Below are 23980 nucleotides of genomic sequence, written 5' to 3'. Positions count from 1 at the left end.
ATATTCAAAAATAAGCTCATGAGCTCTGTAAGTATAGGAGTAATGTCTCTTTCCTTGTTTATATTCGGAGTCTTTGTCGTACTGACCGTAAATCTTCTCATCCTGATAAATATCGCCCAAAAGCACGTTCAGATTGAAGTGTTTCTTAAAGATATACCCATGGACAAAGTTCAGAGTGTTTACGAAGCGAGGACAGACACCCTTTTTCATTTGATATCCTCGATCGAAGAAGTGGATTCAGTTGTCTACATAGACAAAGAAGAAGCTCTGGAAAGATTCAAGACCGACTTTCCCGAGTTTTCAGAGTTGCTGGGTCCAGACTTCAACCCTCTTCCCGCTTCTTTTATCGTATACCCTTCAGTAGGATTCAGGACTTCTGAATATCTCGAAAACATCTCGCACAAAATTTCGGATACCCTTGATGTCTCTCTGGGTCGCGTAGAAGAAATAAGCTACGGAAAAATCTGGATTGACACCCTGGACAGATGGATAAAAACGATAGTAATGGCAGACCTAATCACCGGGATAATAATAGCGATTGCTTCGATTTTCGTAATTGCCAACACAATAAAACTAAACGTATTCGCAAGAAGGGAACAAATAGCAATTATGAAGCTTGTTGGAGCATCGGACTCTCTTGTGACAAAACCATTTCTTTTGGAGGGAAGCATACACGGGATATTATCAGGAATTTTGGCTTCTTCGGCTTTGTATTTTGCCATCAAGATGCTTGGAAAGTGGGCGGCGAACATCATGTTTCCTACACTGGCTATGTTTTCGATTCTGACGGCTATAGGATTTCTTTTCGGGATTTTTGGCAGTTGGATTGCTCTCAGAAAATACCTCGTCGACCCTTGGATAGATGAAGACACTCAAAAAGGAGATGCACCTTAATGAATAAAATCTCTTTTGAAGGGGGTATACATCCTCCCGAGAAAAAAGAGCTTTCTGAAAACGAAAGCATATTCGACTTTCCTCTTCAACCTGTCATCGCGATACCCCTGCTTCAGCACCTTGGCGCTCCCGCAAAGCCTTTGGTTCAAAAGGGAGATCTCGTCAAAAAAGGCCAGCTTTTGGGAGAAGCCCAGGGATTTATTTCAGCCAACATTCACAGCAGTGCCTGCGGAAAAGTTAAAGACATAGATTACATAAACCATCCTGTCACCGGAAGAGGACTTGCGGTAATAATTGAAACGGACAAAGAAAACTCGACTCTCGACGAATCGGTTAAACCGGTCGAAAATCCTGATAAACTCTCCCCCCAGGACATAGCTGATATAGCGAAAAAATCGGGTATAGTCGGAATGGGAGGAGCTACTTTCCCGACACACGTCAAACTCATACCCCCAAAAGACAAATACTATGAATGGTTGATATTAAACGGAGCCGAGTGCGAACCATACCTGACCGCTGATTACAGATTGATGCTCGAACAACCTGAAAAAATACTCTTGGGCGCGAAACTCATGATGAAATCATGCAAAGCAAAAAAAACTTACATAGCAATTGAATCCAACAAACCCGAAGCTATCAAAGAATGGACTAAAATCTGCGAAAAGGAAGATTGGATAGAAGTTAAGGTCATGAAGACCAAATATCCGCAAGGCGCTGAAAAACAACTCATAAATGCGATTACCGGAAGGGAAGTCCCTTCCGGCGGTCTTCCAGTCGACGTCAACGTCCTCGTTCAAAACGTAGGAACTGCCGCCGCTCTTTACGACGCTGTCTATAATGGCATGCCTCTTGTAACAAGAGTGACTACGGTGACTGGAGCCGTTGTCAAGAGAGCCAACCTTAACGTGCCTATAGGTACATTTGTCAGCGATATAATCAAGTTTCTTGGAGGGTACAATGGCGAACCCGGAAAATTGATTCTGGGAGGACCCATGATGGGAATAAACCAGAGAACAGATGAAATTCCCATCCTTAAAGGTTCTTCAGGAATTCTTGTCTTGAACAAATCCGAGGCGAAGAAAAAAACAGAAACAAACTGCATTAGATGTTCCAAGTGCGTCTCTGCTTGCCCCATGGGCCTTATGCCATTTGAATTAGCCCAGAGAACCAAGATCGGAGACATTGAAACCGCCAAAAAGATCGGCGCAATGGATTGCATCGAATGCGGCTCCTGCAGTTTTGTCTGCCCTGCCGGCATAGACCTTGTTCATCTCATACGACTTGCGAAAAATACTATCATCGCTCAGAAAAAGAGAGGTGCTTAATGACAAACGGATTTCAACTCGGTTCTTCTCCTCATATAAAAGGCTCAAATACCACAAGAAAAATAATGCTTCTCGTTATAGCTGCACTGGTGCCTTCTTCCATCGCATCAATATTTTTCTTTGGCCCTTACTCCGGGTTTTTAATGCTGACAGGAGTCATTTCAGCAATGACGGCTGAAGCTGTCGCCGAACTGCTGCGAAAAAGAGGTTTGAAAAGCCTTACTGACGGAAGCGCGGCTTTGACAGGATTGCTTCTCTCTCTTAATTTACCTCCGTCAGTTCCAATTTGGATACCGGTTGTAGGTTCTTTTGTAGCTATTCTGATCGGCAAGATGATATTCGGTGGTCTGGGTCACAATATTTTCAACCCAGCTCTTATCGGTCGCGCCTTTCTCGTCGCCGCCTATCCAACCATCATGACTGCAAGCTGGACAGCTCCCGTAATTTCCAAATCCACTTCGTCAGGTTTCTCGGCGGATGTATTAAGGTCAAATCTTCAGATAACACTTACACAAGAAGAACTTGACGCGGTCACCGCCGCAACCCCGCTTGGAGTCATGAAAGACGCCAAGAGAATTCTCTCCAACCCTGCTTCCACCGACGAGCAAAGAGCTAAAGCAGAAGGCTCCGTAGCCTCTCTTTATAAGTGGGATTCCTTGAAAAATATTTTTCTCGGAAACACAGGAGGCTGCATAGGAGAGACTTCTGCTCTTCTCCTGCTGCTCGGAGGGGTATTTTTATGTGCTATGAAAATAGTCAATTGGAGACTGCCCTTGACCTACATACTCACGGTTGGTGTTTTGGCTTGGATTCTCGGTGGACATAAAGGTTTCTTCACTGGCAACCCCGTCTTCGCTGTCATAACAGGAGGCATGATGATTGGAGCCTTCTTTATGGCAACGGACATGGTCACTTCTCCAATGTCCAACTTAGGCCAGGCAATTTTTGGTTTGGGAGCGGGAATTCTGGTTGTAGTGATCAGATCCTACGGAGGGTACCCAGAGGGAGTAAGTTATTCGATATTGATAATGAACGCTTTCACTCCTCTTATAGACAGATACATCAAGCCTAAAATTTTCGGCACAAAGGAGGCGTGATGCTTAAACTGGTATTTTCACTCACGATAGTTACCGTTATATGCGGCTCACTCCTGGCGATTGTTTACAGTGTTACAAAAGAGCCGATCCAGAAAGCCGAGATAATCCAGAAAGGGCTTAAAATCGAAAGTGTTTTCGAATCTCTCGAACCGGACAACAATCCAATTAACGCTCCATATTATTTCGTGACAGAAAATGGCGACACCATCCAAAAAGGTTATCTCGCACTGAAAAATGGCGACACTGTCGGTATCGCCTTGGAAGACACCGGCATTGGTTACGGAGGAAAAATAACCGTGCTGACAGGAATCGATTTAAAAGACAATTCAATAACTTCAATAGAAATACTCAGCCAAAGCGAAACTCCCGGTCTCGGAGCCAAAGTCATCGATTCAACCTGGAGGGAACAGTTCTCCGGAAAATCTTTAGACAACTCGATTTTAGTCAACGGCGCTTTATCTGTAAAAAAAGACGGTGGAGACATTGATGCGATCAGCGGCGCCACTATTTCTCCTCGCGCGGTCTGTTTCGCGGTCAACCAAAGTCTTCATCTTGTAGATTCATTGAACACAGGGGAATCAAGATGAAAAAAAACACTCCTCTCTACGAATTTTGGAAAGGAATAATAATAGAAAATCCTGTTCTCGTGATCGTCCTCGGGATGTGTCCAACACTGGCTGTCACAACCAACGCACAAAATGGCTTGGCTATGGGGATAGCCGCGACAGCCGTTTTGCTTGGATCAAACATAGTCATATCATTGATAAGGAATTTTGTGCCCTCCGAAGTCAGAATACCCATCTTCATAGTTGTCATCGCCTCTTTCGTGACAGTAATTCAACTGGTCATGAATGCTTATTTTCTTGAGTTATACAAAGTTCTCGGACTATTTATACCTCTTATCGTCGTCAACTGCATTATCCTCGGAAGAGCTGAAGCCTTCGCTTCAAAAAACAACATCTTTTTATCGTTTTTAGACGGACTTGGGATGGGCATAGGGTTTACTCTGACACTTTTCATCCTCGGTTCTTTAAGGGAACTTTTAGGCAATGGTACAGTATTGGGAATAAATATACTCGGTCAATCTTACCAGAATAATTCAATGCTCATCATGATTCTTCCACCGGGTGGTTTTTTGATGTTGGGTCTTATGATGGCTTTTGTCAACCTTTTCACAGCCAAGAGGAAATGAGGTGACAAAATGATCTTTATACTTATATTCATTTCAGCCGCTCTCGTCAACAACTTCGTCTTCAGCAGATTTCTCGGAATTTGCCCCTTTCTCGGGGTAAGTAAAAAAATCGACTCCGCAATCGGAATGGGGCTTGCCGTCATTTTCGTCATGGTTTTATCTGTCAGCGTCACATGGCCACTTCAAAACTATGTTTTAAACCCGCTTGGAATTTCATACCTACAAACTATAACTTTCATCCTTGTCATAGCATCTCTCGTCCAGCTCGTGGAAATGATTCTCAAAAAAAATGTCCCCGCCCTTTATCATTCTCTCGGGATTTACCTTCCTTTGATAACCACCAACTGCGCGATCCTCGGTATAGCTATCGATTCCATTCTCAAGAAATATTCTCTCGCTGTATCTCTTGTCTACGCTCTCGGGGCAGGGATAGGTTTTACCCTGGCTCTCGTGATAATGGCAGGCATCAGAGAAAGGCTTGAAACAGCAGATCCTCCGGCTCCTTTCAGAGGGACTCCTCTTAATCTGATTCTCGCCTCTCTTCTTTCAATGGCTTTCATGGGTTTTTCCGCCCTCGTAAACGTCTAATGATCGATTAGCTCTAATAAACCTTCAGCCCCTGTCCAACCGGGGGCTTTTTCAATATTATATTGATAGTCGCGTTGAAAAACTTCATGTCATCAAACCATGAAGTTGAAGTGAAAAGAGGGTTTAAAGAGCACAAACAGTTTTTTTGGTGGGCGGAACAGGATTCGAACCTGTGACCTCCTGCGTGTAAGGCAGGCGTTCTGACCAGCTGAACTATCCGCCCGGAAAAGGAAATGTATCAGAAATTATTGTCTTTATAAAGTTTTTTTTCATACCTACTCAAATTCATTTTCCAGTGGTATAATTTTAAAATGCGAAGGGCGACTAAGACCGCTGAAAAAGCAACCTCATTGCAGGTGTCCGCAGATATTCTGAATTATTTTTTTTCATCGCCTCTTACACCTCCTGAAATTGTAAAAAAAACGGTTAAATCCGTGAATTCAATCGATAAAAGCTACAACTCGGGTTTTTTGGCAACCGACAGATCAGGTTTTAACCACATTTTCACGAAATTTCCGTCAAGACTTGGAAAAATTATCGAGTCTGAATTTTCAAAACTCCCTCAAAGAGAGAAAAAACTGGCCGGGGACATTTTTTGTTTTGACATAAAAAATAATCAAAAAGTCTTCTTATTCCCATTTATAGAGCTTGAAGAATCAGAAATTTTGTTTTTTGTCGCTGTTAAAAAAACTGAAAAAAATAAATCTATACGTATTATTGAACCACACGTACATGTTTCAAAAATACTGATCCTATTTTCCACAGAAATTTCAAAAAATATACTACAGATCGGGCATTATTCAAATGAAATAAACAGCATTTTAAACAATTTAAAAGACCTTATCTGCATAATAGATTTTGAAGGCAAAATCATAAAAGCCAATACGGAATTGATCAAAAAACTCGGCTTCTCGGAAAAGAAACTGCTCACGATGAAAGTCCATCAAATCTACCCGAAAAACCAGAGAAAATTGTCGGAAAAAATTTTCAAAAAGATGATTTCGGAAAACGGCAGAATATGGCGACTGTCTTTGATGGCAAAAAACGGATCTTATATTCCCGTTGAAACTTCCGTAAAAAAGGGAATTTGGCAGGGAAAACAAGTTTTGTTTTCTCTTTCGAGGGATATCTCAGAAAGGCTGAAATCCGAAAAAGAGATCAAACGAGAACACGATCAGCTTCTTTCCGTCTTCGACAGCATTGAAGAAATCATTTACGTGCTTGACCCCAGCACGTATGAATTTGTTTTTTCAAACAAGACATTGAAAAACCATTTCGGCGATTTGACAGGGCAAAAGTGCTACAAGGCGATTAACAACAAAGATGAACCCTGCGATTTTTGCCCGAACAAGTATATTTTCGGCAAGAATTTGGAAAAATCATACAAGTGGATTCACTTCAATGAGAAAACAGGGAAATGGTATAAAAATTTCAACAAAGCGATAAAATGGCCGGACGGAAGATGGCTGAGGTATGAACTTGCGATGGATATCACACAGCAAAAGCTTTTTGAAGACCAACTAAAAACGGCCAAAGAAGAAGCAGAGTTAGCCACAAAAGCCAAAAGTCAATTTTTGGCAAATATGAGCCATGAAATCCGAACCCCTCTAAACGGGATTATCGGAATGCTCAATTTGTTAGAAAACACTGAAATCACAGAAGAACAAAAAGATTATATCCGTATGGCGGCAATTTCTTCAAAAACACTGATTTCCATAGTCAACGACATTCTTGACTTTTCTAAAGTTGAAGCCGGAAAAATTGAAATCGAAAAAAAATCTTTTAACCTTGAACGAGTAATAGTTCAAACGCTTGAATCCTTCAGGTCTTTGGCTTATGACAAAGATATCGAATTGATAATAAGATACGATCCTGACGCGCCTACTCGTTTTATCGGAGACGAAAACAGATTGAGACAGATTATTTTCAACCTAGTCGGCAATGCGGTTAAATTCACCGAAAAAGGTTATATTCTCGTGGATTGTTGCTTTCAGAACCTCTCGCGAGAGAATGTAAAGGTTAAAGTAACAGTCAAAGACACAGGCATAGGAATTCCGAAAAAAAAACTTGACGTCATTTTCGAAAACTTCACCCAAGCTGACAGCTCGACCACAAGAAAATACGGAGGCACTGGCCTTGGGTTATCCATTGCAAAAAAATTGGTTGAACTCATGCATGGTAAAATTGGAGTCATCAGCGAACAAGGAAAAGGTTCCGAATTTTTTTTCACTTTCAACCTTCTGATCGATAAAAGCGATGTTCAAGAGAAACTGCAAGACCCTTCTTTTGAAGAGATAAAAGTTCTGGTGGTGGACGACAATAAAATCAACCTAAAAATATTCTCTGAATTCCTGCAGACTTGGAATATGAAATTCGACATCTTTTCAAACGCTTTGGAAGCTTTGAAGGCAATTTACAGATCTTTCAACGAAGGCAACCCGTATAAACTTGCTCTCATAGATTACTTGATGCCGGAAATGGACGGAGAAGCTTTGGGAAGAGCTATCAAATCAGATCCAAGAATCGCCGGAATTTCCCTGATCATGATGTCTTCCGTAGGAAAATTCGTCGATGAAAACCTTTTCTTAGCTTCAGGTTTTTCATCTTATCTTTCCAAGCCAGTCAGCCGAGCTGATTTGTTTTTTGCTGTAAAAAAGGCTCTCGATCAAGATCAAACTCAAAAAACATCCAAAACTAAAAATTTTATCCAAACCAAAAAGCAAAAAATTGTCGACGAATTTTCAGACAAATACCCATTCACTGTTCTTCTTGTGGAAGACAACTTGATCAGTTGCAAAGTAGTGAAAACAATGCTTGAAAAACTAGGTTGTCGGGTAGAAACCGCTGAAAACGGGAATAAAGCTCTGGAGATATTTTTGTCCGGTAGTTCTTTTGACGTAGTTTACATGGATATACAAATGCCCGAGATGGACGGCTATCAAGCTGCCGAGGAGATAAGAAAACTCGGTGAAACCTGCAACCAACCTCCGATAATAGCACTCACAGCAAACATCAACAAAGACGACAAAGAAAAATGTATTTCCCGGGGGATGAATGACTATATACGAAAACCGGTCACGGTCAAAGATATCAAACATTCTTTGCAAAAATGGGTTTTGGGTGAAATCAAGAATGATCCAGACAATGTCAGCAGATTCAGCAACTTGTCCAACTCAGAAAATTTTAAAATTGTTGAAGCCCTGAAAAGGTATTCGGAACAAGAGAATATGCTCAAAGAACTCGTGGAGATCTTCATTGAACAGACCCCGAATGAAATCGTAACACTGTCTGAATGCTTTGAAAAGTCTGATTTCCAAAACGCTTCGCGAATTTCTCATTCGATAAAAGGAGGCGCATCTTACATAGGAGCTGAAAAAATTCGTTTCTTGTCTGAAAATATCGAAGTTTCAGCATTGAACAATGACTTGCAAGCCTGCGTGAATCTGCTGAAAGAACTAAAAAAGGCACTTGACGATTTTATCGCGGAATCCGGAAACATCAACTGGGATAAAATACTTGAAAAAGATAAGATAAACTCATGAAAGTACTGATAGCGGACGACGAATTCACAGGTCGAATGACTCTCGAATTTTTCATCAAAAGTTTCGGTTACGAGGTAATTGTCGCTTCAGACGGTATTTCCGCATGGGAGAATTGGCGGAGGGAAAGACCAAACATCGTGATCACGGACTGGAACATGCCCCTGATGGACGGCCTGGAACTTTGCTCTAAAATAAGAGAAAGCGAAGGAGATGAATACACTTACATTATCATCGTCACGGGAAGAGGAGAAAAACAGGACATTGTCAAAGGGCTGGATTCGGGAGCTGATGATTACATTATAAAACCTTTCAACAAAGATGAAATATTAGTCAGACTCAAGTCAGCCGAGAGGGTTCTCCATCTTCAAACCAAAGATATCGTAATATTCTCGCTCGCGAAACTCGCCGAATCCCGTGACACAGACACAGGCAACCACCTTGAAAGGATGAGGCATTACTCCAAAGCTCTCGCTGAATCTCTTGCCAAGGGACCCAATCCTCCTCAGGAAATTGACAGAAATTTTATCGAAGAAATATACCTGACAAGCCCTCTTCACGATATTGGCAAAGTAGGAATACCCGACAAAATTCTTTTAAAAGCCGGAAAATTAGACGATACCGAATATGAAAAAATGAAAAACCACACTTTGATAGGTTTCAATACTCTAATCGAAGCATACAACAAATCACCAAGAGCAAAATATTTGAAAATGAGCGCTGAAATAGCCAAATACCATCATGAAAAATACGACGGGACAGGCTATCCGGAAGGTTTGTCGGGTGAGGGTATTCCCCTGTCTGCAAGAATAGTGGCTCTTGCCGATTTTTACGACGCCTTGGTCTCAAGGAGGATTTACAAGGAACCATACAGCCACGAAACAGCCAAAACAATTATTTTACAGAACAAAGGAAAACATTTCGACCCTATGGTAGTAGAGGCATTTTTAAGGTGTGAAGCTCATTTCATCGTAATAGCCAAAGCCTTTAAAGAATAACGTTCATCATTTTTGCCCCTTGCACGCTTTCTTCGGCTTTCAATTCGATATTTTTTATTCTGCTCACGGCTGAAAAGTCGTCTTGAACTCTTTTAAAATTTTCAATATTTTTTTGGTTTGATACTATCGACGCTTTTTCAATATCCTCTTTTTGAGACATCCCTTTGGCGCCTCTGTACTCTCTAACCTGACCCAAGAGTTCAAAAAACATTTGACCTGTCTCCAAAACCTTTTCGTTGTCTTTTAAAAGAATCCCAACGGGCCATGAAGCCAGATGTATGCTTTTCCAATCATTTTCGGGACAGAAAAGTAAACTGCTGATTTCTTCGGTAAGGTACGGCATAAAAGGCGCGAAAAGCAGCAAAACATTTTTCCCGACATTGTAAACAGTCCACTTAGCTGAATTCGTGGCGTTTTCACCTCTCGTCTGAGGGTTGTAAAGCCTGTCCTTTACTATTTCCAAATAATAATCGCAGAAATCCCTCCAGAAAAAATCCAACACTGTATTTCGAGCCATTCTGAAATCGTATGAATTGAAAAATTCGGTCGACTTTTCTATGGCTTCAGAGAGCTTCATAAGAATAAACTCGTCCATGACTTCAAGGTTTTCTGGAAAACCCGGTTTGTAGCCTTTTAAGTGCAGCGACATGAATTTAAAAGCATTCCATATTTTAGTGGCAACTTTTTTACCATAGTCTATTTCTTCCATATTTTTCAGCTGAAAGTCCATCCCCGGAGAAGCTCCAGCCGCCCAGAATCTGATGACATCAGCGCCGTATTTCTCAAGAAGTTTCTCAGGAGAAGCTATGTCTCCGTGTTTGGATTTTGAAAGCTTCTCGGACTTAAAAGTCTTTTTGCCTCCCTTCACATTGACATTTAGAGAATCCTGTGAAGGGATGGTCACAAAACCGGAAATCACAATATTTTTCCAGGGAATTGAGTTGTTGTGCAGATGACTTTTGACTATCGTGTAAAAAGTCCAAGTTCTTATTATATCGTGAGCCTGAGGTCTCAAGTCCATGGGAAGAAAACCTTTTCTCTCGTCTTCTTCCCTCCATTTCGCGTTTATTTGTGGAGTCAAGCTCGATGTAGCCCAGGTGTCCATGACGTCAGTTTCAGGTATTATCTCTGAAGATGAGCATCTAGGGCATTTTTCAACCGGCGGATTTGTGACAATGGGATCGACGGGAAGATCCGAATAATCTGGCAGTATTACCTCTCCGCATTCAGAACAGCGCCAAATGGGAATAGGCACTCCGAAAAATCTTTGGCGAGAAAGGCACCAGTCCCACGCTAAATTTTGTACCCAATCCACGTATCTATTCTTCATGAATTTCGGGTACCAATTTATCTCATCTGCTCTTCTGATGAGTTCTTCTTTTATGTCCATTACTCTCAAAAACCACTGTTTCTTGGACAGAAACTCAATTGGAGTCGAACATCTTTCGTGGGTGTTGACCAGATGAACTACATCTCTTCGCGAGAGGAGACAGCCATTTTTCTGGACTTCTTCCAAAATACTCTCCCTGGCTTGGTCTATCTCCATTCCCTTGAATTTTCCCGCTAAATTGTTCATGCGCCCCTTTTCATCGATAGAAATGCGGAGCTCCAGACCCTTGTTTTTCCACCATTCAATATCCTGTCTGTCTCCAAAAGTGCAGCACATCACGGCTCCTGTACCCTTTTCCATGTCGACGGCGGCATCGGACATAATTTCGATTTTTTGCCCAAAAACAGGCACAACACCCCTTTTACCGACATATCCTTTGTATCTAACGTCTTGGGGGTGGACGAATACTGCGACGCAGGAGGGAAGAAGTTCGGGTCTTGTCGTAGAAATCTCAAGGTCATTCATGCCTTCAACCTTAAAGGCTATATCGTTGAATTTACTCTGGAAATTCTTTTCTTCAATTTCCGCCTGAGAGATTGCCGTACCGCATTTTCTGCACCACATCACCGGTTCTTCACCGTAATAAATCCTACCGGATTTGAGCAGTTCCAAAAAAGATCTTTGAGATATTCTCCTCGTCTTATCGTCGATTGTCGTGTAAGTTTCATTCCAATCGACACTGAGTGCCATTTTTTTCCAAAGATTTTCGTACAAAACTTCAAATTCGGAGCATGTCCTATGGCATTTTTTGACGAATTCGTCTCTTGGGAGATCTTCGGCTTTAATATTCAAACTCTTTTCAGTCAATATTTCTGAAGGAAGCCCGTTGTCATCAAAACCCATTGGGTAATATACATTGAATCCGTTCATCCTAAAAAACCGGACTTGGAAATCGGTGTGAGTGTAACTGAATATGTGCCCCATGTGCAGGCTTCCGGATACTGTAGGAGGAGGAGTATCTACAGAATATATAGGTTTGGAAGAAGAAAAATCAAATTCATGAGTTTTTTCCTTTTTCCATATTTCACTCCATTTTTTTTCTGTCTCGAAGGGGTCGTAGTTTTTTCTTGTGTGCATTTTTACCTCTTGTTATGTGAGAATTACGGTTTTAAAAAAGCAAATTAAGGTTATATGCAATGTTTTTTTTTGTCAAACAAATTAGAAAACAGTGAGTCTTGATTTGTCGAACTTGAAAAACTATAATCGAATTTAAGCGTTTGAGGGAGGTATAAATTGCCGAAAAATCATGAAACAGTCTTATACAATACCGGCAGAATAGAAACCTTGATAGACGGAATCTACGCCATAGCGATGACGTTTCTGATGTTGAGCATTGAAATTCCTGATTTAAAATCTTTTGAGACCGACGAAGTCACTCACAAATTCATTCTTTATGTTTATCCTCAGTTGATCAACTACATAATAAGCTTTGCCATACTTGGATTATTCTGGCTTTTAAACCACTCCATTTTCGAAAAACTGCAGAAAGTTAAACCCTCTATGATGCTCACCGTGATCATTTTTCTTCTATTTTCCGCTCTCGTACCTTTTTCAACCGAACTGATTGATGATCACGGCTCATATTTCATTTCCGCTTTTTTCTTCAACATACATATACTGACGCTGAATATTCTTGTTTTCATACAACTTTATATAGTCCACAAAAATAGAGTTCTTTTGAAGCCGGAGTATGAAAATTTCAACTTCAACAAGACCAAAAGAAGAGTTCTCATTTTGTCTGCTTTATCTTCTTTGGCGATAATACTGTCTTTTTTGTCACCTCAATACAGTACTTTTGTCTACGTGACTATTCCCTTGGTGATGTTTTTATAATTTTCGCTTTATTTCATCGAGGTTCTTTTTGGCTTCAGGAGCGTAAGAGAAAAACTCTTCTGTCTTTTCGCAAGAAAACAAAGAGCAATGAGCGCAGTTTTCTATTTTTTTGTCGAAACAACAGCTTCTTATCTTGCAAATACTGCAGTAGCTGAATAATACTCCGTTTTTCTGCTGACATCCGAGGCAATTGATGTCTTCGGGTTTAATCTCTGAATTGTAAATTTTCGACCACAATTTCGACGTCTCTTCTCTTTTATCGCCGTCGTCTTCAATGGTGGCAATATAAGCGGGGCATTCAGAGCATACCAATCCGCAACATCCGATCATTTTTTTCATGCTTCCACCTTTGGGCTAATTTTGTTTTGACTGAGGTTTTTTCGGCGGTATCAATAAATAAAACCCTTTTGACAGCATTTCACCGCCGATTTTCACTGCTATTAGAAGCAAGAAAATCGCCACCAGATAAGCCATAAAATTAACCACGCTTTCGGGCAAAACTAAGTCATTGTTTTCAATTTCAATCCTGACCCCTTCCTCTGTAGCCGGAAATATCTGCTTGAAGGGAGCAATATTCTGAGGATTGGAAAATATCTTGTACACGCTCACGAAAACCCATGAATACGCCAATACGGCACCCGCGACGAGACAGACGCCCAAAAATATTTTCAATGAGTAAAAAGCGTCAAAGCCGTCTTTGTCGGCATCAAACATATTGGCCATAAGACCTCCGATTTTTAATTTTTATAACCTTCAATATTTTCAAAATACCGGCGTAAAATTTGACCCGACCATCCATAGGTCTGGCAAAGACCTCTTGTCATTGTCATCAAATAGCCTGAAGAAGGCTTTAGGGTAAATTCGATTTTTGATGACGAGGTTATTGTCTTGATCGGTAAACGGTTTAGATCATACCCCAGGATGATTTCTTCGTCGTATAAAGAAAGACTTTCCTGTTTTCTGATTTCTTCGTATTGATTTTGTTTAATTTTCCACATTCTGCCGTAGGTCAAACCCCTGTTTTTCTTGTCGAGAAAAGCTACCCCTCCTCTTCCCCACATTATGCTTTTTAAACCATCATTCTTGGAAGCAAAATACATCGAAAAAGGAATTTCAATTTGTCTGTTTTCATTTGGAATTTCTCTGTCAGCGCATCCGGTGTTTTCCGATTCACCGAAAAAAGGCCTGCCTCCTTTGATATAACAAATAAACCTCTGGAAACACAGGTTTGATCCATAGGCGGCATACCAAACGAAATCTTTATTCACTGATATAAGTTCTCATATTTAATTAGGCATTTCAACATCAAATTATTGAGGGTTACCGTCTATTAAACTCAGATATTTTCGTTTTGAGAAGAGGTTTCATTTATACCACTTTTTTCAGGGGTGAGGGTACAAAGTGTTTTTTTCTGGATTTTCCGGCATGTAAAGAATCCATACTTTTTTTCCTTCATAGTATAAATGCGACAAATCTTTGTATGTGGTAATTTCACCGGTGTATTTGATGTAATTTAGAAAAAATTCATACTTGATAATTTTGGGGTGTTTTTTGTTGACCGTGATATTTTTGTTTTCTTCATAACTTGCTATTTTTCCTTCAGTAGCTTCGCCTATTCTCAAAACATTCACCTTTTCTTTTGCCAGTTCGTATTGATTCTTAAGCGTAAAAATCCCGAACACCAAAATAACTGTTCCCAAGATCAAAAATGGAATCCCGATTACAGCGGTGATCAGCAGTATCGTCAAAATAAAACCTACCAAACCAAAACAACCACCGACAATACTGAACACAAAACTCATGATGAACAAAGCATTCGAAGCAGCGATTTTTTTCACGTAGCTGTCGGATATTTGTCTTGGTGGAAGTGGCGGGGGATCAAACAGGAATTCCTCGTCTTCATCAATAAAAACAGTCCTCAATACAGGAAGAGGTCCGCCGCAATTTTTACAGTTTGTCCTTGTTTCAGTCTCTATTGTGCCGCACCAGGGACACGTCACAAAAGACACCACGCTATCGTTATTATAATCAGTAATGTGTTTTTTTCTTACAGACCAGCTCATATAATTTTATTTTTCCCTTTCCCCATTTATTTTACAATCTGACATAATGATTGCAAAACAATTCGTAGAATGCCACCCTATAAAAAAGGGCGTTACAGGGGTTGATACAAACCCTTTTTCATAAAAACAAGCCTTCGAAAATTATAGGGTTGTTTTGAAAGTATTTGAACATTTATCATTGTGATATATAAACAAAGATAGAAAGGAACCCATGAAAATAGCAGTGGGAATGAGCGGAGGTGTAGATTCTTCCGTGGCGGCGTTTCTCCTCAGCAGGGGTGGCCACGAAGTCGTCGGCGTCACCATGAACGTATGGGGCGTTTCGGGGAAAGCTGATTCAAGTAAAAACACATGCTTTGGACAGAATAAAGATATAAGGGCAGTGAAAATTCACGAAGCCTGCAAAATTATAGGTATTGAGAGCGTAACTTTCGACCTGTCCCGAGAATTTTCCGATGTCGTTCTTTCGAATTTCAGGTCCGAATATCTTTCTGGCAGAACGCCCAATCCCTGCGTTCTATGCAACAGTAAAATCAAGTTCGGGTTTCTAGCAGAAAAAGCCAGGGCTGAACTTGGAGCCGATTGTTTTGCCACAGGCCATTACGCAAAGATTGAATTCGATGAAAACGGCCGCAATTATAAATTGCTAAAAGCCAGGGATCTTTCAAAAGATCAATCGTATTTTCTCTACAGCCTTAATCAGAACCAGCTCTCAAGAACTCTTTTCCCTCTTGGCGGACTTCTGAAGGAGGAGACGGTCGAGATAGCCAGAAATAACGGCTTCTCTTCCTGGTCCGAACCGGAAAGCCAGGATTTTTATTCAGGAAAGTATTCGGATTTGTTAAACACACCCCCAAAAAAAGGGGGGATTTTTGACACAGACAAAACGCTTCTCGGATACCACTGGGGCACGTGGAATTTTACTGTGGGACAGCGCCACGGTTTGAAGATTGCCCATTCCGAGCCTCTTTACGTAGTCTCCATTGATCCCAAAAATAACTCAATTGTGGTCGGAACGAGAAACGAATCTTTGAAAAGAATTTTCTACGCCAAAGAGTTCAACTGGCTGTCAGCTAATCCAGACAAAAGCGAGCAAAAAGCTCAGGTAAAATTGAGGGCTGCCCACAGGGGTTCATCGTGTTATTTTTACGCTGAGGAAGACGACCTGGTTAAAATAATACTTGACTGCCCTGAACCAGGTATCGCTGAAGGGCAGTCCGCGGTAATTTACGATGACGACACCGTGATAGGAGGCGGTATTATCGCCTACGACAGTTAAACCGGAGAAGAATTTCAACCAAACAATTTTTTTGCTATCAATGCAACGTGCTCCATTGCCTGTGTCGTCATTGTGCACTGTTCAGCACCCATTGAGTAAAGGGTTGTATAAATGGAGTGTTTAGCGCATTTCGGGCACGCAATAAACGAAAAAGCAAGATAGAAAAACGACCTTGGTTTACCCTGACCGGAAATTGCCTTGAGTGTTTTTACGTTCTCCTCAAGAGATTTATCTACAAGCATGTTTATTTTTCGTGCAAATTCATTTCTGAGAACTTTCTCTTTGTGCCCTATCATTTTAAACTTTTCTTATTTACTGCCCTGCAAAAGTACATCCCCTTCCAATGCAAAAAACACTTAGAACGTGTTTTTTAATTAAAAATATCCGCACTCGGAGCAATAATTTTTCGACCTCAGGTAATTGATCGGCATACCGGCACCGAGAACAAATCCAATAAATTCAAGAGCCATGAAAACGTATCCGAAAATGCTGACGTTACAAAAGCCAGGGCTTGGGCTGATAACAATATTCCTGACAGATAGATCAACAGGAAGCTTGCGGTATTGGCTTTTTTTTCTCATTGCTGATCCTTTCCATGTATTTTTGACAGACAATCGAAAAACAAATTTCGGTAACAGAAAACGGTACAACAATTCTTTTGAGTTGTCGAAATTTTTTCTGCATAAAAAATATGCAAAATTCAGGTTATTGTTCTATAATCTTTAAAGCAGTTGTTCAATTGTTGAAAATTGCAAAAAAAGGAGGAAACATGACAAGATGGTATTTGGTTGTTTTACTGATGTTGTTTATGTCCCTCAACCTCTTCTCACTTCAATTCGACGCGACGACAGGCTCATTCGTCGATGTCAGCAACACAACACCGACCTTTCCAGATTCGGTGCTAATAAATTCAATCCCCGCACCTGACGGAGCACCGAGAGGTCTCGCCTTTGACGGAACTAACCTCTGGTGCGCTAACAGCGGCGACGGCAACAGTACAAACGGTGCAAAAATCTACAAGCTCAACCCCACCACAGGAGCAATCCTTGGGACTTATACAACTCCAGGAGCAAGCCCCTACGGTTTGGCTTTCGACGGTTCTTATCTCTGGCATTCCGATTTTTCAAGCGGCATGATTTATAAAATCGACACATCGACAATGGGAGTTATTTCTTCATTTTCATACGGTTCGGGTTTCCTGTTCGATTTAGCTTGGGACGGCACTTACCTCTGGGGGACTTTCGGAAACAGCGACATAATAGTAGCGTACGACGTCACCACGGGAAGCCAAGTTGATACAATTTTTGCCAACTACTACACCCCTGAAGTCAGGCCCATGGGTCTTTGCTACGTTCCCGTGAATACCGGTCAAATTTGGGCTTGCGACGGCAGTAGCGGCGGCGCTTCAAACTACATCAACCAATGGGATTTTTCATCATCCACCTGGATAAACCAGTGGCAGGCAAATCCCGCTTCCTATCCTGCAGGGATGACGTACGACTCCACAATAGACTGGCTATGGGTTTCATGCTGGACAAACGACACCATTTACATATACGAACTTGCGCCTAACTCCGTCCAGGAAGAAATTGCGGTTAATTCAGGGAATTACACATTTGATGTAAAAAAAAGGGGCTCAAACCTTGAATTTCAATTCACTTTACCGGTATCCCGCACAGTCTCAATCGACATATACAACGTAACAGGCAGGCTTGTCAGAACTGTCGAAGAAGGCCGATTTTCAGAAGGCACGCATTCAGTTTCTCTCGACGTCAGAGACCTGCCAAAAGGGGTTCTTTTTACAAGCTTGAGAACAGAAGATTTTTCAAAAACACAAAAAATCATTTTAATGAGGTGAGAAGCTTTTCTAAAAGTATTCAGGGGTAGAACAAAATGAAAAGATTTTACGATTTTTTCAACGTAGTCGTTCTTTCATTGGGGTCTTTTTGGGGGCTTCATTTATGGAAAACAATGCCAGATGAAATTCCTGTCCATTTTGGTTTTTCAGGGAGACCCGACAGATGGACAGGTAAAGGGTGGGAACTGATAGGTCTAATCCTGCTTCCGCCTTTCATGGCTGTTCTTCTTTACGGATTGTTGTTGCTTTCACGCCGTTATACTTTTCTTTTAAACATTCCCCAAAAAGAGAAATTTTTGGCTCTACCCCCTGATAAGCAAAAACCCTTTTGGGATTTGCTTTCGGAAATGATATCCGGATTGACCTCTTCCCTATGCGTCCTTTTTTATTCACTTCTTCAAACCATAGAGCAAGTTGCATACGGCAGATTGTCAGGCTTGTCACTGACTTTTCTCGCCGCTTTCGTTTTTTTCATAGCATTCAGCATATTTTATTCAATCAGGCTTCGGAAAGTTTTAAACAAATGCCGGGGCTGAATTCTGTTTTCATTATTTGGGATTTTATAGTTTTTATGTGGATCTGATGCTGCAGGTTTATCGGGTTTCATTTAGGATCACCGGGTAAGGTGTTCCACAAACTGTCTCAACGCGGCAATGTAAAACAATGATACGGCAAACGACACAATCGTGCCGAAGATGATTCCGATCACCGGGTAGGTTAAATAAACGGAAAAAATGTAAACTATTATGTTTGTTGAGGACAAAACCAGAATTTTGGCTGTTGACCGGGCGAATTCATTACCTCTACTAACTGTCAATATTACCATTGTCGAGAGAAGAACCGCTGGAAATGTCGCAATGATTCCGATAGATTGAGGTCCGAGAAATTCCGAAAGCGCGACAACCGTCGACACGACCGAACCGGCAAAAAAAGCTCTGAAAAAGATCTGAGAACATGAATACCTCTTTAGATCTCCAGGTTTAGATCTGATCTTAAGGGCTTTTTCGAGAATTAAAAAAGAAACTCCGGTGACGGCAAGATAGATGATTAAGTTTAACCCGTAATTGTGCAAAGAAATAGAGCAGGAAATATAAGCGGCTGAAAACCATAAGACAAGAGATGAAATTATCGCGGTTGCAAGCCCAAACCTAAGAAAAAGGGTGAAAACAACCAAAAACAGCGTGTCTATAGTCATGCCCACCGGAACCGAAACAGAAGCGTTTCTGACGTAATTCGTGTTTTTCGCGAGTGCTATGAATACGAAACTGACAAGGATGTTTGAAGGCAGATTTGAAACTAATCCGCCTGTCTTGCTTCCAAGTCTTTCGGCAAGCGCTGTAGTGAAAGAAATCCAGAATCCCGCGACGAAAAAAGAGAATGCGATTTTCAATATCTGAGAGATTTCCACAATTCTAAATCAGGCTTTTTATACCAATCCGCTTTTTCATAAGGTCAGGGGTCAGTTTAAAATATCCCATCTGACAATGTTTCTGCGAGCGGTCCTTTTCCTTAAAAATCATCCCAGTAACAGATTTCGCATTTAGGTGGAAAATGAAGATGATCTTGCTGTTGAATTTTTGATAACCGACGGGAAATTTGAATTTGTCCATAATACTAATTATTCCGTGTTTTGCCTGTTTGATTTATAAATTCAAATTTGACGCTGTCGAAAAGTCCCTTATCGCTAAGTTTTATTTCCGGTATGACAAGAAGAGCCATAAACGAAAGAGTCATGTAAGGAGCTTTCAGTTTCGATCCCCAGTTTTTTGCAAGCTGATCCAACTCCGAATATTTCCTTGCTACTGTAATAAAATCTTCAGCACTCATCAATCCCGCAATCGAAAGGGGAAGAATCTTTGAAATCTTTTCGTCATTACAAAATGCGCTCAGACCTCCTTGATTTTCGACAATTAGATTGACTGCTCCGCAGATGTCTTCGTCGGTGACACCCACTACGACAATGTTGTGGGAATCATGGGCGACAGAGGATGCAACAGCTCCTTTTTTCAACCCGAAATTTTTGACGAAAGCGACAGATGGTTTTACGTTTTCGTACCTGTTGACGACAGATATTTTTAATATGTCATTTGAAGGGTCTGAAACCAATCCTCCATTTTCTGAAAAAGGAATCGCTTCAATGGATTTCGTTATCAACTGACAATCCAAAGCTTGGATTGCGCGTAAAGGTCTGTTTTCGGTTTTTAACTTGAAATCAATAACTGTTTTCTTTTTTGTGCTGAAATTGTTGATGACATTTGCTGTCTCGGTTCTCTGATAAGTATTTTGTCCGTCGTAAACTTCATCGCCGCCAATAACTGTCTTCAATACTTTAAAATTTACAAGATCTTCTACTTCCAAAAAATCGGCGCTGTCTCCAATTCTCAGAAGTCCCACATTCAATCCATAATGCAAAACAGGATTGACACATGCCATTTTCAGCGTTTTCATGGCGCCGATTCCCTTTCCTCGTGCTCTTCTCGCCAATTTGTTTATATGACCCTTTACGAGATCGTCAGGGTGTTTGTCGTCAGAACAAAAACCGCAGTTCATGAAGTTTTCTTCTGCTATTGATATCAACTCGTCAAAATTTTTCGCCGCCGATCCTTCCCTTATCCATATTTTCATGCCAAGCGAAATTTTTTCAAGAGCTTCTTGTTTCATAAAGCACTCATGGTCGGTTGTTATACCCGCAGAGACGTATTTAACCAGGTCTTCACCCATCAACCCCGGCGCGTGGCCGTCTATTTTTTTTCCGTATTTTTTTGCTATTTCGATTTTACCCATCACTTCCGGATCTCTCGCAATAACTCCGGGATAGTTCATCATCTCCCCGAGAAATTTGATTTCAGGAAAATTTTCAAACAACTCCCTTATCTTTGAAACGTTCAAACAAGCGCCGCTGGTCTCGAAATCAGTCGCGGGAACACATGATGGAGCTGAAAAGAAAAATTTAAACGGGCTCTTTTTTGCATCGTCCATCATGAATTTCAAACCTTCTGTTCCCATTACATTCGCTATTTCATGGGCATCGCATACAGCGGCAACCGTGCCGTGCGACACGGCGGCACGAGCGAATTCAGACGGCAAAAGCATAGAACTTTCTATATGGATATGGGAATCGACAAAACCGGGTATTATATAATTTTCGAATTTTTTGTTTTCTCCGACAATTTTCTGTATCAAACCATCTTCGACAAAAATTGTCCCGGAACATATTTTTTGCTCTAAGGGAAAAGCTATGTTTCCTGAATATGTTCTCATTATTTTCCTTAAAGATATAATTTTATTATCCGACAGCATAAACAAATAATCAATGAGTTGGTTCAGGTCCCAAACCCAGCCCTTTACTCATTGTTCTAAATCGTAAATGAAAATGGAGAAGTTCTTTTTCACGGTGATTCTGAGCATGGTGAGTTGGAACTCCCTGAAGTTGTAATCAAATATCCTATTGATCAGGATTTTACATGGACCACCAAGGGGCTGGGCGACGAAGTTGATTGGGAAGTAATCCATTTAAACGAAGAAGTCACTGTCCCTGCAGGAACTTTCGAATGTGTGCATGTTCTTGGAACCAACTCACGTGGCGGTGGAACGGATCACTGGTACGCCCTTGGAGTTGGAGAGGTAAAAATTTACCAGAGAGACCTAGATCTGACGCTTGAGCTTGAAGATTATCAGATAAAATAATTCCGTCACTGACTTCAAAAAATCAAGTTTTCACAAAAAAATCTTGCATGGCGTTACCTGAAATTTTCCAGTTCGACCTCGAATTCGATGTATTCCAGAATTGCCCTTTCCCCGACAAAGAGGTTGCCGAGTTTCATGTCCGTGATAATTAACCTTCCTCTGCCGAATTTCAACCCGTTGAATTCATACGACGCGGCATCGATTTCGTCTTGTGTGTATTCATGCGGCCAGCAGACCATCTTCACATACTTTTCCGCTATGGTGTAACAGGAATCATCCAGAACGAATCTGAATCCTCTTTCATTCTGCGGAGCGTTGACTTTTCCGTCGTTTGAGCCTGAATTGTCAGCGTTTCTGAAATGCCAGCCCTCTATTATTGTCGCGTTTATCCCTCTGAATGGAGGCGTCGCCGCACTGCAGTAATTTTTTAGACTGTCTTCTCCCCCAATCCATAAAAACCATCCGTCGTCCGACTTGGGCAAAAGCTTGAAAATGAGTGTCGCTGATATGGGCTCTATAAATTCCTCACCCTTAAAAACTTTTCCGGTAAACCTTACCGATTCACGATCATTTTCTCCGAACAGGGAGCTTAAAAAGAAAATTATCACAGCACAGCCAATGCTATTTATCATTTTAAATCCTCTCTGTTTTTTGTCTGATATTTTTTGTCACTCAACCTTCGTTTATCAGGGCGAATTCCTCTTTTTATTCTATAAAAATGAACTACTTCCATGTCTTCCGAAATATCGTCGCCGTGGTTTCCCCTGCCGGTCTCTGGATCAATATGGCATCCATGGTCCGGAGTATACATTGTCAAATTGTCGTAATCCTTCCAATTCTCATCTACTTGTCGCAAAAGTGTCATAAAATTTTGGTTTTGGTTTTTAAGGGCATTTTCGGCTTCCGGACCGAATGGATCACAGGCGTGTATAGCATCATCGTATTCCTGGTTGTAGCAGAGAATAAAATCGTTATCGCTCTCGGCTATGAGTTCCACGGTTTTTTCAACCGCCTCAGTGTCGTACCTCTCAGAATAATACTCCATTTTCCGTTCTCTGAACATCAGGTCTACGCTCGAATTTTTAACCGCGACGATCGCCGGTTTTATCCCGCTTCTTATCAGCACGTCGAAAATAGTGTCAATTCTCAGAACTGGTTTTTCGTATTTCCTGATACCGTGAATTTCCGGTTTCAAGCCAGTTAACATTGACGCAAAGCAAACCGGTGTTTTCGGGGGTAAAACTGACGACAGTTTCTGTTTGATGTCTGTTCTGCTTTCGATTTCTTTAAAAAAAGACGGGAATTTTTTTTTCTGAACAAGGCCTACGGCGTCCGGCGCGTACATCAAACATTTCTGTATCTTTTCCAGCGAATTTTTTTTAATTAAATCTAAAACGGAATTTATCGGTCTATCCTCTGATTTCTCGGGTAATTCCACCCCGAAGGATTTTGCGATTGTAGGAGCTACCGACGCGATCGAATACTTCAAATCAGATCTTTCTGTTGTTTTTAGGCAAAACTATTTCACATATCCGTAACCGGTCATAAGCAAATCGTCAAGCATAAAAAGGCCGAAATTCACCGCGTAATATTTCGTCATTTTGGTCACTGGATAAAGTGCTGAAGTTTCTTCTGTTTTGACGCAATGATGCAATGTCTCGTTCAACAATTCTATGATCACATCGTTGCTTATAATTTCCGCTCTGTTCATTACGTTTCCCGGAGCGTAAGCAGTGAAGAACCTCGATCCTTTAATGACGAGACCGGGCATCAAAAGACCGAAAGTTGCTCCGTTTTCCCCGGAACGCCATGAACCTTCATGCCCTGTGATTTCACCTGCGTGATATTCATCGACCTGTTCTCCGAAGATGTAAACGCTGTTTGTCCGGGTGTCAATGGCGCAGAATTTCTTTGTAATCCTGACGCAATTCCCGTCGATGTATTTTCTTTCCTCGACAATTCTGGTCATAGCATCATCGACTAATTCCGTATCATCCGTGACAAGGATGTACAGGCTGGTTTCTTTACCTTCTTCTAAGCCTTCAAGATTCAGGTAATAACCTGGTTCAAGAATGAAATACGGATTCCTGCCTTCATCATCCATGTATTCGATGTCGACCAGGAATGATTTAACCCAAATATTTTCAGCGATAGAAACTGATTCCGCAATGATATTATCTGAATAATCCACATCAGCTTCTATAAAACATGTCTGGCTTGAAACAATTATCAGCAAG

The 23980-nt window shown here is 41.1% G+C and carries 25 protein-coding genes and 1 tRNA gene; 13 read left to right on the top strand and 13 right to left on the bottom strand.

Translation table 11 applies throughout. The annotated features are described in order from the left end of the window. Nucleotides 1–42: 42 nt before the first annotated feature. From JXA84_04265 to rsxA, 6 genes are read left to right on the top strand one after another with little or no spacing between them, the layout of a single operon-like run. Nucleotides 43–894, top strand: a complete 852-nt coding sequence (locus JXA84_04265; GenBank protein ID MBN1150420.1) for an ABC transporter permease — start codon at nt 43–45, stop codon at nt 892–894. After that, nucleotides 894–2219, top strand: coding sequence for an electron transport complex subunit RsxC (rsxC, locus tag JXA84_04260; protein ID MBN1150419.1), 1326 nt, complete (start codon nt 894–896; stop codon nt 2217–2219). The genes JXA84_04265 and rsxC overlap by 1 nt, the downstream gene beginning before the upstream one ends. Continuing rightward, nucleotides 2219–3316 carry an RnfABCDGE type electron transport complex subunit D gene (locus JXA84_04255; protein MBN1150418.1) on the top strand — a complete coding sequence of 366 codons (1098 nt, stop codon included), beginning with the start codon at nt 2219–2221 and terminating at the stop codon, nt 3314–3316. The genes rsxC and JXA84_04255 overlap by 1 nt, the downstream gene beginning before the upstream one ends. Continuing rightward, nucleotides 3316–3903 carry an RnfABCDGE type electron transport complex subunit G gene (locus tag JXA84_04250; GenBank protein MBN1150417.1) on the top strand — a complete coding sequence of 196 codons (588 nt, stop codon included), beginning with the start codon at nt 3316–3318 and terminating at the stop codon, nt 3901–3903. Before JXA84_04255 ends, JXA84_04250 begins: the two co-directional genes overlap by 1 nt. After that, nucleotides 3900–4508 (top strand): electron transport complex subunit E, encoded by a 609-nt coding sequence (locus JXA84_04245; protein MBN1150416.1) that lies wholly within the window; start codon nt 3900–3902, stop codon nt 4506–4508. Before JXA84_04250 ends, JXA84_04245 begins: the two co-directional genes overlap by 4 nt. A 9-nt stretch (nt 4509–4517) precedes the next feature. Further along, nucleotides 4518–5096 (top strand): electron transport complex subunit RsxA, encoded by a 579-nt coding sequence (gene rsxA, locus JXA84_04240; GenBank protein ID MBN1150415.1) that lies wholly within the window; start codon nt 4518–4520, stop codon nt 5094–5096. A 146-nt stretch (nt 5097–5242) separates the two neighbouring features. On the opposite strand, the gene JXA84_04235 is transcribed toward rsxA, so the two are convergent. After that, a tRNA-Val gene (locus JXA84_04235) sits at nt 5243–5319 on the bottom strand. A gap of 88 nt (nt 5320–5407) precedes the next feature. Here JXA84_04235 and JXA84_04230 point away from each other — a divergent pair. Then, nucleotides 5408–8638 carry a response regulator gene (locus tag JXA84_04230; GenBank protein MBN1150414.1) on the top strand — a complete coding sequence of 1077 codons (3231 nt, stop codon included), beginning with the start codon at nt 5408–5410 and terminating at the stop codon, nt 8636–8638. Then, entirely contained in the window at nt 8635–9633 is a 999-nt protein-coding gene (locus JXA84_04225) for a response regulator (GenBank protein MBN1150413.1), read from the top strand. Before JXA84_04230 ends, JXA84_04225 begins: the two co-directional genes overlap by 4 nt. Here the strand turns inward: JXA84_04225 and JXA84_04220 are convergent. Next, nucleotides 9623–12100, bottom strand: a complete 2478-nt coding sequence (locus tag JXA84_04220) for a valine--tRNA ligase (protein MBN1150412.1) — start codon at nt 12098–12100, stop codon at nt 9623–9625. The two genes, JXA84_04225 and JXA84_04220, sit on opposite strands and share 11 nt — an antisense overlap. A 156-nt stretch (nt 12101–12256) precedes the next feature. Here JXA84_04220 and JXA84_04215 point away from each other — a divergent pair, with 156 nt between their 5' ends. Continuing rightward, nucleotides 12257–12856, top strand: coding sequence for a DUF1211 domain-containing protein (locus JXA84_04215; protein MBN1150411.1), 600 nt, complete (start codon nt 12257–12259; stop codon nt 12854–12856). On the opposite strand, the gene JXA84_04210 is transcribed toward JXA84_04215, so the two are convergent. From JXA84_04210 to JXA84_04195, 4 genes are all read right to left on the bottom strand, one after another. Then, nucleotides 12851–13186 carry a DUF3795 domain-containing protein gene (locus tag JXA84_04210; protein ID MBN1150410.1) on the bottom strand — a complete coding sequence of 112 codons (336 nt, stop codon included), beginning with the start codon at nt 13184–13186 and terminating at the stop codon, nt 12851–12853. The two genes, JXA84_04215 and JXA84_04210, sit on opposite strands and share 6 nt — an antisense overlap. Before the next feature lie 24 nt (nt 13187–13210). Further along, nucleotides 13211–13579, bottom strand: a complete 369-nt coding sequence (locus JXA84_04205; GenBank protein ID MBN1150409.1) for a hypothetical protein — start codon at nt 13577–13579, stop codon at nt 13211–13213. Nucleotides 13580–13593: 14 nt separating this feature from the next. Continuing rightward, nucleotides 13594–14124: a hypothetical protein gene (locus JXA84_04200; GenBank protein ID MBN1150408.1), complete on the bottom strand. Its 531-nt coding sequence runs from the start codon at nt 14122–14124 to the stop codon at nt 13594–13596. Between the two features lie 114 nt (nt 14125–14238). Next, nucleotides 14239–14856 (bottom strand): hypothetical protein, encoded by a 618-nt coding sequence (locus JXA84_04195; protein ID MBN1150407.1) that lies wholly within the window; start codon nt 14854–14856, stop codon nt 14239–14241. Between the two features lie 274 nt (nt 14857–15130). Here JXA84_04195 and mnmA point away from each other — a divergent pair, with 274 nt between their 5' ends. Beyond that, nucleotides 15131–16198, top strand: coding sequence for a tRNA 2-thiouridine(34) synthase MnmA (mnmA, locus tag JXA84_04190; GenBank protein MBN1150406.1), 1068 nt, complete (start codon nt 15131–15133; stop codon nt 16196–16198). A gap of 14 nt (nt 16199–16212) precedes the next feature. On the opposite strand, the gene JXA84_04185 is transcribed toward mnmA, so the two are convergent. Further along, nucleotides 16213–16494, bottom strand: coding sequence for a hypothetical protein (locus tag JXA84_04185; protein MBN1150405.1), 282 nt, complete (start codon nt 16492–16494; stop codon nt 16213–16215). A 78-nt stretch (nt 16495–16572) separates the two neighbouring features. Next, nucleotides 16573–16779, bottom strand: coding sequence for a hypothetical protein (locus JXA84_04180; protein ID MBN1150404.1), 207 nt, complete (start codon nt 16777–16779; stop codon nt 16573–16575). A gap of 188 nt (nt 16780–16967) precedes the next feature. Between JXA84_04180 and JXA84_04175 the strand changes: the two genes are divergently transcribed. Continuing rightward, nucleotides 16968–18056, top strand: a complete 1089-nt coding sequence (locus JXA84_04175) for a T9SS type A sorting domain-containing protein (GenBank protein MBN1150403.1) — start codon at nt 16968–16970, stop codon at nt 18054–18056. Between the two features lie 35 nt (nt 18057–18091). After that, nucleotides 18092–18592 carry a DUF1648 domain-containing protein gene (locus tag JXA84_04170; protein MBN1150402.1) on the top strand — a complete coding sequence of 167 codons (501 nt, stop codon included), beginning with the start codon at nt 18092–18094 and terminating at the stop codon, nt 18590–18592. Between the two features lie 77 nt (nt 18593–18669). Here the strand turns inward: JXA84_04170 and JXA84_04165 are convergent, their stop codons facing one another. Continuing rightward, a complete protein-coding gene (locus tag JXA84_04165; GenBank protein MBN1150401.1) occupies nt 18670–19446 on the bottom strand; it encodes a DUF3147 family protein in 777 nt (258 codons plus the stop codon). Nucleotides 19447–19670: 224 nt separating this feature from the next. Beyond that, nucleotides 19671–21317, bottom strand: coding sequence for an adenine deaminase (gene ade / locus JXA84_04160; GenBank protein ID MBN1150400.1), 1647 nt, complete (start codon nt 21315–21317; stop codon nt 19671–19673). 153 nt (nt 21318–21470) lie between these two features. Here ade and JXA84_04155 point away from each other — a divergent pair, with 153 nt between their 5' ends. After that, a complete protein-coding gene (locus tag JXA84_04155; GenBank protein ID MBN1150399.1) occupies nt 21471–21743 on the top strand; it encodes a hypothetical protein in 273 nt (90 codons plus the stop codon). A gap of 53 nt (nt 21744–21796) precedes the next feature. Here the strand turns inward: JXA84_04155 and JXA84_04150 are convergent, their stop codons facing one another. Genes JXA84_04150 through JXA84_04140 form a run of 3 tightly spaced genes read right to left on the bottom strand, consistent with a single transcriptional unit; the run spans nt 21797 to nt 23979 of the window. Further along, entirely contained in the window at nt 21797–22375 is a 579-nt protein-coding gene (locus JXA84_04150) for a hypothetical protein (GenBank protein ID MBN1150398.1), read from the bottom strand. Beyond that, on the bottom strand, nt 22372–23232 hold the full coding sequence (locus tag JXA84_04145) for an alkaline phosphatase family protein (GenBank protein ID MBN1150397.1): 861 nt from the start codon (nt 23230–23232) through the stop codon (nt 22372–22374). Before JXA84_04145 ends, JXA84_04150 begins: the two co-directional genes overlap by 4 nt. A 30-nt stretch (nt 23233–23262) precedes the next feature. After that, nucleotides 23263–23979, bottom strand: a complete 717-nt coding sequence (locus JXA84_04140; GenBank protein ID MBN1150396.1) for a hypothetical protein — start codon at nt 23977–23979, stop codon at nt 23263–23265. Nucleotide 23980 lies beyond the last annotated feature (1 nt).

This window comes from candidate division WOR-3 bacterium (assembly GCA_016926475.1).
Lineage (GTDB): Bacteria > SDB-A > SDB-A > SDB-A > SDB-A > JAFGIG01.
This window is presented reverse-complemented; position numbering and strand designations above follow the sequence as displayed.